The organism is Cohnella boryungensis (assembly GCF_042651945.1).
In the GTDB taxonomy this organism is placed as follows: Bacteria; Bacillota; Bacilli; order Paenibacillales; family Paenibacillaceae; genus Cohnella; species Cohnella boryungensis.
The window spans coordinates 343010-358839 of the sequence record NZ_JBHSED010000065.1 but is presented as its reverse complement, the minus strand read 5'-3'; the positions used below and the strand labels follow the sequence as shown (position 1 = coordinate 358839).

At 54.9% G+C, this 15830-nt stretch carries 8 protein-coding genes; 6 read left to right on the top strand and 2 right to left on the bottom strand.

Features of this window, described 5'->3' with window-relative positions:
• Nucleotides 1-31 precede the first annotated feature (31 nt).
• From ACFO1S_RS25305 to ACFO1S_RS25295, 3 genes are all read left to right on the top strand, one after another.
• Nucleotides 32-334, top strand: coding sequence for a Fe-S cluster assembly protein HesB (locus ACFO1S_RS25305; protein WP_204602077.1), 303 nt, complete (start codon nt 32-34; stop codon nt 332-334).
• A gap of 176 nt (nt 335-510) precedes the next feature.
• Entirely contained in the window at nt 511-3969 is a 3459-nt protein-coding gene (locus ACFO1S_RS25300) for an S-layer homology domain-containing protein (protein WP_204602079.1), read from the top strand.
• A gap of 294 nt (nt 3970-4263) precedes the next feature.
• Nucleotides 4264-4806, top strand: coding sequence for a GNAT family N-acetyltransferase (locus ACFO1S_RS25295; protein ID WP_204602081.1), 543 nt, complete (start codon nt 4264-4266; stop codon nt 4804-4806).
• A 218-nt stretch (nt 4807-5024) separates the two neighbouring features.
• On the opposite strand, the gene ACFO1S_RS25290 is transcribed toward ACFO1S_RS25295, so the two are convergent.
• On the bottom strand, nt 5025-5912 hold the full coding sequence (locus ACFO1S_RS25290) for a DMT family transporter (protein ID WP_204602083.1): 888 nt from the start codon (nt 5910-5912) through the stop codon (nt 5025-5027).
• 636 nt (nt 5913-6548) lie between these two features.
• Between ACFO1S_RS25290 and thrS the strand changes: the two genes are divergently transcribed.
• Together thrS and ACFO1S_RS25280 are read left to right on the top strand one after the other, a co-directional pair.
• Complete coding sequence (gene thrS, locus ACFO1S_RS25285; protein WP_204602085.1) at nt 6549-8468, top strand: threonine--tRNA ligase; 1920 nt, start codon at nt 6549-6551, stop codon at nt 8466-8468.
• A gap of 157 nt (nt 8469-8625) precedes the next feature.
• Nucleotides 8626-10881 (top strand): ATP-binding cassette domain-containing protein, encoded by a 2256-nt coding sequence (locus ACFO1S_RS25280; protein ID WP_204602087.1) that lies wholly within the window; start codon nt 8626-8628, stop codon nt 10879-10881.
• Between the two features lie 73 nt (nt 10882-10954).
• Here the strand turns inward: ACFO1S_RS25280 and ACFO1S_RS25275 are convergent, their stop codons facing one another.
• Entirely contained in the window at nt 10955-11326 is a 372-nt protein-coding gene (locus ACFO1S_RS25275; protein WP_204602089.1) for an iron chaperone, read from the bottom strand.
• 357 nt (nt 11327-11683) lie between these two features.
• On the opposite strand from ACFO1S_RS25275, the gene ACFO1S_RS25270 reads away from it, so the two are divergent.
• Nucleotides 11684-15781, top strand: a complete 4098-nt coding sequence (locus tag ACFO1S_RS25270) for a GLUG motif-containing protein (RefSeq protein WP_204602091.1) — start codon at nt 11684-11686, stop codon at nt 15779-15781.
• Nucleotides 15782-15830 lie beyond the last annotated feature (49 nt).

The following is a 15830-nucleotide window of genomic DNA, read 5'->3' as shown; positions in this document are numbered from 1 at the left end:
TGCCAAGAATGGATCGGGGGGATAGGCCGACATGAAAATAACCGTTACGGATAAAGCCTTAACCTGTTTGCAGGAAGAGTGGGGATTCGAGGAAGTTACATCCGTACGCGTGTACGGGAGATATGTGGGAGGAGGAGGGGACCCGTACGCTCTAGGCATAATGAAGGCGGAGTCTGTACCGGGCGGCCTGGCGATTCGCACGGTGACACAAGGGGTCACTTTTTTCATCGAGGAACAAGACCTATGGCATCTGCAAGAAAAAGAGCTGATCATTGACGCACAGGGAATTGACATTCAATTTGTATTAGTTGAAGCGTCGATTGGAGAGCAATAAATAGTAGGAAACGTCTAGGAACGGCGGTGGAGCTTCGGCTCCGGCCGCCTTTTTGTTATGTGGAGACGGATGTTAAGCAATTGTTAAGAGGCGGTGCGTAAGATGAGGGGGAAAAATGCAGAAATATGTCGTTAGCCAGATTAGGGCTTCGATAGATCAGGAGGACTTATTCCAACGTGAACCAACACAAAAGGAAGTACGCAATCGCTTTCGCTAAAAAAACCTTGTTGTGGGCCTTGATTGTGCTGCTGGCGTTGCCTCAGTTGTCTCCGGCTTCGGCAGAAACCACCCGGAACTGGACGACCTACGGCAAGCCCGGAATGGCAAGCAACGAGCGCATAGGCGCTTTCTCTGCGCCTTACGGGGTGGCCGTAGACGCAATCGGCAACGTCTATGTGGCAGATACCGACAATCACCGTATCCAGAAGCGCGATGCAACTACCGGGGAATGGACCGTTTTGAGCATCAATGCCGGGCAGCCGGGAACCGGCCTCGGGGAGTTTAATCGGCCACATGCCGTAACCGTCGATGCGGCCGGCAGTCTCTATGTCGCGGATACCTACAACAATCGGATACAGAAGCTCGATATGACGGGTGGATTTCCCGGCCAGTGGAAGACGCTTGGAGAGCCTTCGGGGCTTAAGCATCCCAAGGGCTTGACGCTGGATGCCTTGGGGAACGTATATGTCGCGGACACCGATAACAACCGTGTTCGCAAGCTGGACGCAGCTACAGAGAGCTGGACCGATTATGAGAGTATCTCATTCCCGAGAGGTGTCGCGATTGACGGAGACGGCAACGTGTACGCGACCTCTTCCAATAGGAACGAGATTCGAAAGCTGAATGCTACCGGTCAGTGGGATCCGATGTGGGGCGGAAGAGGCGCTGCTCCCGGACAGCTGTATTCGCCTTCCTCGATCGTATTTGATCGGGACGGCAATCTCTATGTGACCGATACGGGGAACAATCGCGTTCAGAAGCGCGATGCGGCTACCGGAAATTGGAGCGAATGGAAGAGGGGCGGAGGCGGAGCAGGCAAGGCACTTGGGGAGTTCGATGTTCCATTCGGACTAGCCGTCGATGGAACCGGGACTATTTACGTGGCTGACGCCAACAACCATCGTATCCAGAAATGGGACGCGGCGGCCGGAATCTGGAGCGAGTGGGGCTACATAGGAACGATTCCCGGGCGAAACCTCGGAGAATTCAGTTACCCGACAGGCGTCGCCGCCGATAGCCTGGGCCGCGTCTTTGTCACAGACTACGACACTCATCGCGTTCAGATGCTGGGCCTGGCCACGGGTGTTTGGCGCGAATGGGGGAAATCGGGCGGTGAAGCGGGAAGCCTGCCTGGCGAGTTCTATAATCCGACCGGCGTTGCCGTCGACGCTGCCGGCAACGTCTATGTCGCGGACCGAGATAACCATCGCATTCAGAAGCTGGACTTCTCTCAGGGCGCGAGCGGGGTATGGAGTGTGCTGGCGCAGGGAAGAGGAAGCGCGCCGGGACAGTTCGAATTCCCGAACGATATCGCGATCGACCATGAAGGCAACGTCTATGTTGCGGACATCAACAATTTCCGTATCCAGAAGCTGGACGTATCCAGCGGTCAGTGGCAGGTGCTCGGTTACGGGAAGGGAAACGGTCCGGGCGAGTTTGATTATCCGTCGGGCGTTGCAGTGGACGGAGACGGTAACCTCTACGTGGCCGATACCGACAACCATCGAATCCAGAAGATGAACGTCTCGCTGCTGGAAAATCCGCCGAGCGATTGGCAGCCTGGAGACGAATGGGAAGTCGTCGGTTACGGAGAAGGAAACGGACTGGGCCAATTCAGCGAGCCGTTCGACGTATCGTTGGACGGCCGCGGGAATGTCTTCGTGGCGGACTTAGGCAATCATCGGATTCAAATGCTCGATGCTTCGAACGGAACCTGGAGACAATGGGGGAAGGCCGATGGACAGCCAGGCAGCAATCCGGGCGAGTTCAGCAGTCCGACAGGCTTGTCCGTGAGCGGCAGCGGAGACATCTTCATCGCCGACTATGCCAACCATCGCCTTCAGAAATGGACCTATGATCGGCCTGATGCACCGACGAATGTGTCGGCAACAGCGGGCAACGGCGAGGCGACCGTCAGCTTCTCGGCGCCTGCGAACGATGGAGGCAGCATTGTCACCGACTATATCGTTACCGCCAATCCCGGAGGCGCGACCGTGAGCGGTTCGGGCAGTCCGCTCAAGGTGAGCGGATTGACAAACGGCACCTCGTATACGTTTACCGTTGTCGCAGTGAACTCTTACGGAAGCAGTCTTCCTTCCAAGGCTTCGAACGCAGTTACACCGCGTGGTACGACCTCCGGCGGCGGGGGCGGATACGTTCCGTCTTCTCCCGAGCCCGCCTCGTCGTCGGAAGACGTTGCCGTATACGTGAACGGCAAGCAAGAGAAAGCCGGAGTGCTTAAGCTGACGCAAGAGAACGGACGAACGATTGCGACGATTGCCGTTGACGGGAAGAAATTGGAGGAGAAGCTTGCAGCTGAGGGAGGGTCACCGGAAGTCGCGATCCGCGCGCCTGGCGGCTCCGATATGGCTATCGGGCGGTTCCAGTGGGATTTACTCGAAAAGATGGCCTCTCGTGAAGCCGTAATGGTGTTGCAGACGGATAAGGCCGAATTCCGTATCCCGACCGGGCGAATCGATCTTCGTTCCATTAAGGAACGATTGGGAGCATCCGCTGCCGTCTCTGAGATACAAATTGAGATTGTCTCCGGTACGGCAGAAGCGCCCAAGGAAGCCGCTGCTTCTATTGTCGCCGCTCCGATGATTTTCACGCTGCGAGCCGTATATAACGGGCATACCATCGAGATTCCTGCGTTGCAAGCCTATTCGGAAAGATGGATCGCGATCCCTAACGGCGTCAATCCTGAGCGCGTCACGACTGGAGCGGAGGTCCAGGCGGACGGTACGCTGCGGCATCTGCCGACGATGCTTGTCCGTCGCGAGGGGAAGCTCTATGCGAGGGTCAACAGTCTGTCGAACGGTACTGTTGCGCTCGTCTGGAATCCGGTGTCGTTCACGGACGTCGAGAGGCATTGGGCCAAGCCGGCCGTCAACGATATGGGCTCCAGACTCGTCGTGAATGGCGGTTCGAGCGCCTCCTACAGTCCCGATCAGTCGATTTCTCGCGCGGAGTTCGCGGCGATTCTGGTTCGAGGGCTCGGACTGAGTCCCGATGGACAGAAGGCGCCGTTCGGAGACATCGATTCCGCGAGCTGGTACGCAGACGAGATCGGATCGGCATTCAAGCATGGCTTGATTAACGGCTTTACGGATGATACCTTCCGCCCGCAGGAACGATTGACGAGAGAGCAAGCTATCGCGATTCTAGCCAGAGCGATGAAGCTCACAGAGCTGAAAGAAAAAGCTTCTCCGACTCAAGGGCCTGCGGTTGACGCCTTCACTGATGCGAGCGCGGTCTCGTCCTGGGCGGAGGACAGCATGATCGATGGCTTGAATTATGGTTTGATATCGGGGCAAGGCGGCAATCGACTTGCGCCGAAAGCCTCTGTCACGAGAGCGGAAGTAGCGGTTATGGTGAGAAACCTGCTGGTCAAGTCCGGTCTGATTAACTCCTAGATGGAAGCAAAAATGTTGCTGCACGACTGACAGAAATGCGGCCTCGGATGCGCGAGTCGGAATGACGGGATTGAGCATGATTGCTGGATGGTAGAGAAAAAGGGGGCCCGGAGCCTCCTTTTTCTTATTTCGGTCGTCAGGGATGGGGATCATTGGCTTGATGCAGCAGATGCCTTGCATGCTACCTTCCCATATGCAGCTGAGACTATTGCGTCGCAAAGCGAGAAAGGGGGAAGGATCGGTCACTTGTGATATAATTTTACAAGATTATGAAACGAGCCAGGGAGGTGCGAGATGTCTGAACAACAAATTTACGTACGCTTCCCCGAAGAAGCGGATGCGGTGCAATTGGCAGCGATGTACAAGCGCAACAGAGAGTTCTTCGCAAAATTCTCACCGGGAACCTCGGAAGAGTACGATACGGAGGAGCACCAGCTCAAGGCCATCCATCAGGGGAAATCGGACAGGGAAGCGGATCGGAGATATTCGTTCGTGATATGCCGCAAGGAGGACGACCGAATTATCGGCAACGTCGATCTGATCTTTGTGGCGCGGGGTCCGCTTCAGAGCTGCATGATCGGATACAACCTGGACCAGGCTTATAACGGCAAAGGCTATATGACGGAAGCCGTGAAGCAGGTGGTGCGCTATGCCTTCGAGGAGCTGAAGTTTCACCGGATCGTCGGGGAGGCCTCGCCTCGGAACCCGGGATCGATCCGCGTGCTTGAGAATGCCGGATTTCATAAAGAAGGAATTTCACGCAGCAACGTTAAGATTAACGGGGTGTGGGAGGACCACCAGGTACTTGCCCTCATCAATCCGTCCCCGGATCACTAGAAGCGGCGGAAACGCGATCGTTAGGCGGAAGCAAAAGCGGTTGGTTTACAACCGCAGTAACGCGGTTTTGTCAGAGACAAACCGCTAATTTCTCATGGGAATAGGGAAGGGAAATTCCCTGCTATTGGCATAAAGGAATGGGAAACGAATGGCCCGACATCATAATGGAGTCGGGCCATTCGGGCGTATCACGGGCAGACAGCTAAACTAAGCGCTATTCAAGGGCTTTGATTATTTTTCCCCGTAATCACGAGCAGCAGCCCGATAAGAATGAATGCGGCTCCAGCCCAAAACATCGCTCCTATCGTTTCACCTAATAGAATCCAGCCGAGGAAGGCTCCGACCAGCGGTTGAAAGAAGAAAAAAAGTCCTCCGCCCGACACGTCCAACAGCTGTAATCCGCGATTCCATAGCAGAAATCCTCCTGCGGTAGAAGCGATCCCCAAATAGAGCAAGCCTCCCCAAATCCTAGGTTGCGCCAGCTGAGTCATATCTAACTCGGGCAACCGCGGTAATACGAATGGAGTCAACAAAAGAAGGGCAACCAGAATGGAATAGGCGATGACCGCAACTTGTGAGTATTCATTCGGTACGCGCTTTACGAGAACGGACATCAAAGCCCACGTTAAAGCCGCAACAAGCAAGGCAGACCCGCCAAGCATGCCGGAAAATTCCAGATTCCCGACGCCGATAATCAGCAATACGCCAACTGTCGCCAAGGCGATAGAGACACCCTGTTTTAAAGAAATGCGTTCTTTAAGAATGAGCCCTGCGAATATCGCCATAAATGCGGGAGTAGATGATGTGATCATAGCTCCCATCTGCGCGGTGGACAGTAGGGTACCGGTTTCTTGGGCGACAATCGAAATGGCGTGACCAATGACTCCAATCGCGATGATGAGTAAAAAATCACGCTTGCGAACTCTCCAATTCTGCTTGGTGATTAAACCGACTGCGACAAGGGCGATCAGCGCCACGAAATAACGCAGCCATACCAATTCCAGCGGCGGTATGACGGAAACGACTATTTTAACGACAACATACATGCCCCCCCAGATACAGGAAGCTAGAGTCAGATACAACGAGCCTACCCAGGTTTTGTTCATTTTTGTTCCCTCCGTTTATTAGGCGTTTTAAGCCCTTAACGGAGAGTGAGGCAATCCCCTTCACTCCATTAAGGACGGAAGGATTTTGCTGGAACGTCGTTTTCAAACAATGGAGCTCGGTACATCCAGTTTCACCTCTGATTACATTTGTGATCTATAGTAGCAAAGCCCGTTCCATTTGAACAGTGTCGAACAATCCCAGCGAGTAGCCTGTCTGCGGTTCAAGGCAGGGTGGATCCTGAAAAAAGCTTGACTTTCCTGAAAATCTCCATGTAAGATAGGGAGCATATTTATAAGGCAATGACCAAAGACAGGATTCCCATACCGGGCTGCCCAGAGAGAGAGGCGATTGCTGCGAGCCTCTTCAGCTGCGAATGTGGAGTTACCCCTTTGCAGCCGCAGCTTGGAACCCGGTCCCAGTCTTACGGAGCCGTCAGTATGAGCCGCCGATTCGTCCCCGTTAACGGATGCCAATGAAGGACCCGAAGCCGCTCGCATCGATGGCAAGTCGCTGTTTGAAGAAGCTGCAGGTCGAACTAGGGTGGAACCGCGAGCTGAACGCACTCGTCCCTTGCAGGATGAGATGCGTTTTTTTGCGTTCAAAAAACCAAATTTCCGAGAAACGGAGGCTTAATCATGGAGAAGATGATCAATGTCGCGATGCCAGATGGAACAAAGAGGGGGTTTGATCGAACGACCACCTTCGCGCAAGTCGCGGAGTCGATTAGTAAAGGACTTGCCAAACAGGCGATCGCGGGGAAAATGAATGGCACGTTGACGGATCTGAACCAGACGATTGCCCCGGATTGTCTCGTAGAAATCGTAACGTTGGATTCGCCGGAAGGCGCGAATATTCTCCGGCACTCGGCTTCGCACGTACTGGCGCAAGCGTTGAAGCGTCTGTACGGCGAGGGGGCGGTGAAGCTGGCGATCGGGCCCGTGATCGAGAGCGGCTTCTATTACGACGTAGAGCTGGAGAAGCCGTTGTCCGTCGATGATCTGGCGGGCATCGAGCGGGAGATGCAAAGAATCGTGCAGGAAAACCTGCCGATTACGCGGCGAGTCGTTAACCGGGAGGAAGCGCTAAGCCTGTTCGCCGAACGCGACGAGCCCTATAAGCTGGAGCTCATTCGAGGCTTGCCGCAGGAAGCCGTCATTACGCTGTACACGCAAGGCGAATTCACGGATCTATGCCGGGGGCCGCATCTGCCCGCGACCGGCCTGATTAAATCGTTCAAGCTGCTCAGCGTGGCCGGCGCGTATTGGCGCGGCGATGCAAGCAATAAAATGCTGCAGCGGATATACGGAACCGCGTTCGCGAAGAAATCCGCGCTTGAAGAGCATTTGCGGATGCTGGAGGAAGCTCGCAAACGCGATCACCGCAAGCTGGGTAAAGAGCTGGGGCTGTTCATGTTCTCGGAGGAAGCGCCGGGCATGCCTTTCTATTTGCCGAACGGCATGACGGTGCGCGCGGAGCTTGAGCAATTTGCCCGTGAGGTGCAGCGCAAGCTGGATTACGAGGAAGTCCGTACGCCCCTCATGATGAACAACCGGATATGGGAGCAATCCGGTCATTGGGATCATTACAAGGATAATATGTATTTCACAGAAGTGGACGACACAACCTACGCGCTCAAGCCCATGAACTGTCCAGGGCATATGCTGATCTACAAAGATCGCCGTCATTCGTACCGGGAGCTGCCGATCCGTCTGTCCGAATTCGGGCAGGTGCACCGTCATGAGTTCTCCGGCGCGCTGGGCGGAATGACTCGGGTGCGTACGTTCTGCCAGGATGACGCTCATCTGTTCGTCCTGCCGGAGCAGATCGAAGAGGAGATCGGGCGCGTGATCGACCTGATCGATTACATGTACGGCGTGTTCGGCTTTGCCTATGAGATCGAGCTGTCGACGAGACCGGACGATTCGATGGGGTCGGATGAGCTATGGGAGCAAGCTGAGCAATCTCTGCGCAGCTTGCTTGTACAACGCGGCGTTGCCTACAAGCTGAACGAAGGAGACGGAGCCTTCTATGGGCCGAAGATCGACTTCCACATTCAAGATGCCCTGAAGCGAAGCTGGCAGTGCGGCACCGTTCAACTGGACTTCCAAATGCCGGAGAAATTCGAGCTCAGCTATATCGGCGAGGATAATGGAAAGCATCGTCCCGTGGTCATTCACCGCGCCGTCTACGGCTCGATAGACCGGTTCATCGGGATTCTGACCGAGCATTACGCGGGCGCTTTCCCGCTGTGGCTCGCGCCGGTGCAGGCCAAAATATTGCCGGTATCGGATCGATATGCCGACTATGCGCGCAGCGTGAAGCGAACACTGAACGAAGCGGGCATCCGGGTCGAGCTCGACAATCGGAATGAGAAGCTCGGTTACAAAATTCGGGAGGCCCAACTGCAGAAGATTCCCTATATGCTCATCGTCGGCGAAAAGGAAAGCAACGAGCATCGGTTGTCAGTACGCAGAAGAGGGGCAGAAGCAAGCGACAGCATGGACGTCGCCGCGTTAATCGAACGGCTGAAGGAAGAAACGGCTGCCAAACGCTAGCGGATACGACAAAAGAACGGCAGTCTGAGACCTTCTTGGTCTTGGACTGCCGTTATACTTATGCCGCTTCGAGTAGTACGCAGGCTTGGGCAACCGGACAGATGAATGCTACAATATTAATAGAAGGGGAATTTATCGTTAGCGGAAGGATGTTAACATGAGCGAATTGAATCAGCAATACATCGTGATTTCGGGCGCGAGGGAAAACAATCTCAAGAACGTATCCTTGCGCATTCCCAAGCGGAGGATCACGATCTTCACCGGGGTGTCCGGCTCCGGCAAGTCCTCGATCGTCTTCGATACGATCGCCGCAGAATCCACGAGACTGCTGAATGAAAACTTCAGCATGTTCGTGCGCAATTTCCTGCCGCGCGTTCCGCAGCCGGACACGGACGCGATCGAGAACCTGAGCATGGCCGTCATTGTGGATCAGAAGCGGCTGGGCGGCGGTTCCCATTCCACGATGGGGACGATTACCGATATTTCTCCCATTCTCCGACTTCTCTTCTCCCGTGTGGGTCAGCCCTTTATCGGACAAGCGAACATGTTCTCGTTCAACGATCCGCAAGGCATGTGTCCGGAGTGCAATGGAATCGGTCGCAAGCTGGGCGTTGACACGGGCAAGGCGGTAGACCTGTCCAAGTCGTTGAATGAAGGAGCCATAATGCTGCCCGATTATTCGGTGAACAGCTGGGAATGGAATATGGTGGTGCAGGCTGGACCCTTCGACCCGGATAAGAAGCTAAGCGACTATTCGGAGGACGAGCTGGAGCAGCTCTTGTTCGCCAAGGCCAGGAAGGTTCAGATGGATTTTGCAGGGAAAGCCATGAATATTACGGTGGAAGGCGTCCTCGAGAAATTCACCAACAAATACATCAAGCAGGATGTGAAGACGAAGTCCGAGCGCACGCAACGAGCCGTCGCGCCGTACATCTCCGAAGGACCTTGCTCCAGCTGCCGCGGCGCGAGGCTAAGTCAAGCCGCTCTGGGCTGCAGGATCAATGGACTTAACATTGCGGAGCTGTCCTCCATGGAGGTCGGCCAGCTCATCCGCGTCATTCGGGAGATCGACGATCCTGTCGCCGCGCCGATCGTCAAGTCGATTACAGAGCGTTTGGAGCATTTGGTGGATATCGGACTGGATTACCTGACGCTGGACCGCGAGACGGATACACTGTCCGGGGGCGAATCTCAGCGGGTCAAAATGGTGAAGCACTTGAGCGGCAGTCTGGTGGATGTTACGTATATTTTCGACGAGCCCAGCGTTGGCTTGCATCCTCGCGATGTGCATCGGTTAAATGAATTGCTTCAGAAGCTCCGCGACAAAGGCAACACCGTGATCGTCGTCGAGCATGATCCCGATGTAATCAAATTGGCGGACCATATCGTCGACGTCGGGCCTCACGCAGGCAGCCGCGGCGGCTCCATCGTGTATGAAGGAAGCTTCCAGGGCTTGCTGGAGGCGGATACGCTCACAGGCACCCATATGAAACGGTCGCTCCAGCTGAAGCGCGATTGCAGGCAGCCGTCCGGCAAGCTGTCCATCAAGGATGCCACGCTGCACAATCTGCAGAACGTGAGCGTGGATATTCCAACCGGAGTGCTGACCGTCGTTACGGGGGTCGCCGGCTCGGGCAAAAGTACGCTGATTAACGAGGTTTTCCTCGGCCGGCATCCGGATGCGATCGTCATCGATCAATCGGCGGTAGGCGTATCGACCCGCTCGAATCCTGCGACCTACACAGGCATTATGGATGATGTGCGCAAAGCGTTTGCTTCCGCTAATAAAGTCAATCAAGGCTTGTTCAGCTTTAACTCCAAAGGGGCATGCGAGAACTGTCAGGGGCTGGGCGTGGTGTACACGGATCTGGCATTCCTCGAAAGCGTGAAGCTGCCATGCGAAGTATGCGGAGGCAGACGGTTCAAGGAAGAGGTTCTTTCGTACAAGCTGAACGGCAAGTCGATAGCGGAAGTGCTGGAGATGACGGTGGAGCAGGCCTTGGATTTTTTCCAGCTCAAGGAGGTTGTGCGCAAGCTTCAGGCGATGAGCGATGTGGGGCTGAACTATGTTACCCTCGGCCAGCCGCTCAGCACGCTTTCGGGCGGGGAGTGCCAGCGCATCAAGCTGGCAAGCGAATTGCATAAGAAGGGCAGCATTTACGTGATGGACGAGCCGACCACCGGACTTCATATGTCGGATATCGGTCACCTTCTGGCGATCATGAACCGGCTTGTGGATGCCGGCAATACCGTGATCGTTATCGAGCATAACCTTGATGTAATCAGCCAAGCGGATTGGATCATCGATATGGGACCGGACGGGGGCAGCAGGGGCGGGCAGGTCGTGTTCGAGGGCACGCCGGCACAGATCATCGATGCGGAGCATTCGATCACGGGTAAATATTTGATGTAAACTATCCCATCCGAATGCGTCACGAATGCTCGGGGCTGCCGGCAGAATCGGCTACCCCGGGCATCTTCTTATTTTATTTCCGCCAGAAAGTCGAACAATCTGTTTTATCCCTAATGTTAAAGTCGATCATTTTCTCAAGCAATGTGTAATCAACCGGACGATTCCACGGGATTCGTATCAATTCCTTGGTATGCTCGTAGCCCGCCTGCACAATATCATCCGCAAAATGGATAATCCCCGCTCTTTCAGGGGCGACGGCCAAATGAGCCTTGGATACGCTGAAGCCGATAATAAATGTCCCGTGATCGGTAAACATCGGCTGATTCCATGCGATTTTCGGCAATAAATGGGGAAACTTTTGAGTTACCCAGGCGAATATCTCTTCCGTTCGGTCACGTTGCTGCGGGTTATCAATGCGTGCTAGATAGTCTGCAAAAGCTTCCATGTATACCCTCCTAAAATAACCTCATAACCTACGAGAAGTTCCGCGAGCTCACTCGTTTATTCAACTCCTCACATTGTCGTTAAGAAACTTGACGCGAGGTGCCTTCCTTGCGAAGAGTTACTTTTATGATAACAAGAGCTCTACATTCAAACAACCTGTCTGACGGCAACTCAAACAGAACAAGCGGCCCCTGAACAGGAAATATTAAAGACGCTCTATTAAAAGCCGCGAAGCCTTGGTGCTCTGCGGTTTTGGTCGATTTCAGGGCCGATCCTTTTATTATTCTTTTATTCGACTTCTTTATACTATCCCTAAGAGAATGGCTAGGAAACAAGAATTCGAGAGGAGTATACAGGGATGTTGGAAGCGACAAAAAAAGCGAAAATCTGGTTGTTCACGATAACGCTTTTATTCGGAACGGTGCTCGGAGGAGGCTTCGGAAACGATAAAGCTTACGCGGCAGGAGGCGATTTTGCCGGAGGGATTGGAACGGCGGCCGATCCGTACCTGATCGGAACGGCGGTTCAACTGAACAATTTACGGAACGCTTATTTGGATGCGGGGAACCATTATAAGCTCATCGCCGATATTGACTTAAGCGGGTACGCGGCTTCCGGATGGAACTCTATCGGAGATAGCGATAATCCGTTTTACGGTCATTTCGATGGGGACGGTCATACGATAAGCGGGCTTACGAATCATAACGGAGACAGCATGGGACTTTTCGGCATTTTATCGACCGGCGGCTGGATCGGCAATCTTAAGCTGACCGGCGTATCGATCATCGGGGACAGCTTGGTGGGTGGGCTCGTAGGTGGAAACTATCAGGGGACCATCGACAACGTCACGGTCTCGGGCGAGATCAGCGGAATCAATCTTCTCGGGGGATTGGCCGGCTCCAGCTATGACGGAACGATCTTGAACAGCTGCGCTTCGGTAGAGTTGACCGGCGATTACAAGGTAGGCGGGCTGGTTGGCGAATTCATGGGCGAGATATCCGATAGCTGCGCAACGGGAGAGGTGAACGGAGACCGGTACGTAGGCGGGCTGATCGGCTTTGCCGAAGAGGGGCAAATCCATCGCAGCCACGCAGCTGGAAAAGTAAACGGCACGGATGAGGTCGGCGGATTGATCGGCAGAATCATCGAAGGCGAGGTCAGCCAAAGCTATGCGACCGGAGAAGTGAGCGGGAACATGAGCGTCGGCGGGTTGGTCGGGACGCAGATCGAAATCATCCTAAGAGATAGCTATGCTACGGGAAACGTGAACGGTAATGAAGAGAGCAACTCCGTCGGCGGGCTGATCGGCTACAACAATGACAGCAAGATTCTGTTCAGCTACGCTTCAGGAGAGGTTAGCGGACTGTCCAGAAGCGAAAAACTCGGCGGCTTGGCCGGGGTGAACAGCTATATTAGTTTCGGAGAGATCAGCAACAGCTACGCTATGGGTAATGTGGACGGGGGAGCGGACAGTTTAACCGTGGGCGGTCTGGTCGGGTTAAATATGGACGGAACGATACGCAATAGCTTCGCTTCGGGCGACGTGAATCCGATCTCCGGCAGGACCAGCTTTTACGCAGGCGGACTCGTAGGAGAAAATACGTACGGAACGATTCAAGATAATTACGCCTCGGGCAAGGTTAGCGGGAATTATGCCGTCGGAGGATTGGTCGGCAGTAATCCGACCGATCTAGGCGGAGGGATTTATCGAAGCTTTTCGGTCGGAGACGTGGAGGGAGTCGGTCCCGACAGCATGTTTATCGGCGGCGTTGCCGGCTACAATGCTTGGGGGAACATCGAGAACAGCTACGCTGCAGGGAAAGTGATCGGCGTCGAAAGCGTAGGCGGTTTGGCCGGCGAGAACGGTTCGGGAGAAATTCTGAATAGCTATTCCGTAGGCCAAGTAACAGGAATCACGTTCGTGGGCGGTCTGGTCGGGAGCGGTAACTTCGGAACGGTCGTCAACAGTCTTTACGATACCGAAAATAGCGGTCAGAGCGTATCGGATGGGGGGACGGGGCTTACCGCCGCTCAGATGCAAAGTCAGAGCTCTTACGAAGCGGATGCTGCCAATGCGTGGGATTTTGTCTCCGTATGGGGAATAAATCCTGCGATGAACGGCGGATATCCATATCTAAGATCCAGTCTTGTCGATCTGCAATATGCGGATAACGGCAGTACCGGCGGGACGGCTCCCGCCAGCCAGTCTTATGTCCCCGTAACTCCGGTTAGCGTATCGGGAGCCATGGATCTTGTCAAAGCGGGCCATACTTTCGCGGGATGGAGCGAGAAAGCAGACGGGAGCGGAGGGATATACAACGCGGGCGACTCGTTCACGATAAGGAAAAATACGACGCTGTATGCCCAGTGGAACCCGGTGCCTTTAAGCAACGATGCAAGGCTGACCTCTACAATCGGAACGGTGAGCACGGACGGCACGGCGACCGAGACGATTACAGGCGTGCCATACGGCACGACGCTAACGGCGTTCAAGGCGGCGATTACGCCAGCGGCTGGGGCCACATTCGTGGTATATGAAGCTAATGGGGCGACAGTAGCAACGGCGCTGGCAACCGGGTATAAAGTGATTGTCACCGCACAAGACGGCACGACGCAGGTGACGTACACCGTGACGGTAAACGGACCGCCGTCAAGCACGGATGCGACTCTGACTTCCACAATCGGAACGGTAAGCGCAGGCGGAACAGCCAGCGAGACGATTACAGGCGTGCCGTATGGCACGACGCTAGTAGCGTTCAAGGCCGCGATCACGCCAGAGGCTGGAGCGACGTTCGAGGTGTATGAAGCTAATGGGACGACAGTGGCAACGGCGCTGGCATCCGGGTATAAAGTAATTGTCACCGCACAAGATGGCACGACGCAAGTGACGTACACCGTGACGGTAAACGGACCGCCGCCGAGCACGGATGCAAGGCTAACCTCCACGATTGGAACGGTAAGCGCAGGCGGAACGGCCAGCGAGACCATTACAGGTGTACCGTATGGCACGACGCTAGTAGCGTTCAAGGCCGCGATCACGCCAGAGGCTGGAGCGACGTTCGAGGTGTATGAAGCCAATGGGACGACAGTGGCAACGGCACTGGCATCCGGGTATAAAGTGATTGTCACCGCACAAGACGGCACGACGCAAGTGACGTACACCGTGACGGTAAACGGACCGCCGTCAAGCACGGATGCGACTCTGACTTCCACAATCGGAGCGGTAAGCGCAGGCGGAACGGCCAGTGAGACGATTACAGGCGTACCGTACGGCACGACGCTAACGGCGTTCAAGGCCGCGATCACGCCAGCGGCTGGGGCAACGTTCGAGGTGTATGAAGCTAATGGGACGACAGTGGCAACGGCGTTGGCAACCGGGTATAAAGTGATTGTCACCGCACAAGATGGCACGACGCAAGTGACGTACACCGTGACGGTAAATACAGCACCACCTAGCACCGTTGGCGGCGGAGGAGGCCCCGCGCCTGAGAACAACAAATTGATACTTCAGGCCGGCAAAGCCGGCGAGCTGAGCCTGCTCGACGAGATCACGGTAACCGTACCCGCTAACGCTGCGGATAAGGATATCGTCATCACGATCGATCAGCTAACGGATCCGCAGAAGCTGCTCTCGGATCACGATGTGCTCCTGAGCGCGATATTCGAGGTTCTCACCAACATCACGGAGAACTTCAAGAATCCCGTTACGATTACGATCAAGTACAATGCTGCAAAGCTGCCCGAAGGGCAAGCTCCCGCGATCTTTTCATACGATGAAACGAAGAAGGTCTGGGTGAAGGTGGAGGGCGGCAAGATCAGCGGAGATCGCGTTTCCGTACAAGTAAATTCGTTGGCGAAATTTGCTGTCTTCTCGTACGAACTTTCCAAGGAACCGACGACGGATAATGAGCCTTCGACGAATTTCCGCGATGTGGTCGGGCATTGGGCGGAAGCGAATATTTTGCGGGCATTGAAACAAGGGATCGTCTCGGGGTACTCGGATGGTTCGTTTAAGCCTAACCGGATCATTACGCGCGCCGAGTTCGCCGTGATGCTGATGAACGCGTTGAAGCAGACGGACGAGAGGGCCAATCTATCATTCTCCGATGCGGCGAAAATAGGGAATTGGGCCAAGAACGCGGTAGCCGTTGCGGCGCAGGCGGGGTACATTAAAGGCTATCAGGACGGGACCTTCCGCCCGGACTCGGCGATTACCCGAGCCGAGATTGCGATGATCGTCGCCAATGTCTTAGGTCTGTCCTTGGAGACCGGTTCGTCAACCGGTTTCGCGGATGACTCAAACCTCCCTGGATGGGCGAAAGGCGCGATCGCCGCTATTCATGCGAAGGACATCATGAAAGGCAAGCCGTCCGGTGAATTCGATCCGGCCGCTAAAGCAACGAGAGCCGAAGCCGTAACCGTTCTATTAAAGCTGTTAGACGCGAAAAACGGCTAAGGAACAAAAGCTAGACGAATTTAGTCAATCGGAGATGAGCGCTTTCGGC

Bases quoted from the DNA above. Each gene is read 5' to 3' on its own strand.
- ACFO1S_RS25270 (WP_204602091.1), top strand. From the start codon at position 11,684: ATGTTGGAAGCGACAAAAAAAGCGAAAATCTGGTTGTTCACGATAACG.
- ACFO1S_RS25280 (WP_204602087.1), top strand. From the start codon at position 8,626: ATGAGCGAATTGAATCAGCAATACATCGTGATTTCGGGCGCGAGGGAA.
- ACFO1S_RS25295 (WP_204602081.1), top strand. From the start codon at position 4,264: ATGTCTGAACAACAAATTTACGTACGCTTCCCCGAAGAAGCGGATGCG.
- ACFO1S_RS25290 (WP_204602083.1), bottom strand. From the start codon at position 5,912: ATGAACAAAACCTGGGTAGGCTCGTTGTATCTGACTCTAGCTTCCTGT.
- thrS (WP_204602085.1), top strand. From the start codon at position 6,549: ATGGAGAAGATGATCAATGTCGCGATGCCAGATGGAACAAAGAGGGGG.
- ACFO1S_RS25275 (WP_204602089.1), bottom strand. From the start codon at position 11,326: ATGGAAGCTTTTGCAGACTATCTAGCACGCATTGATAACCCGCAGCAA.
- ACFO1S_RS25305 (WP_204602077.1), top strand. From the start codon at position 32: ATGAAAATAACCGTTACGGATAAAGCCTTAACCTGTTTGCAGGAAGAG.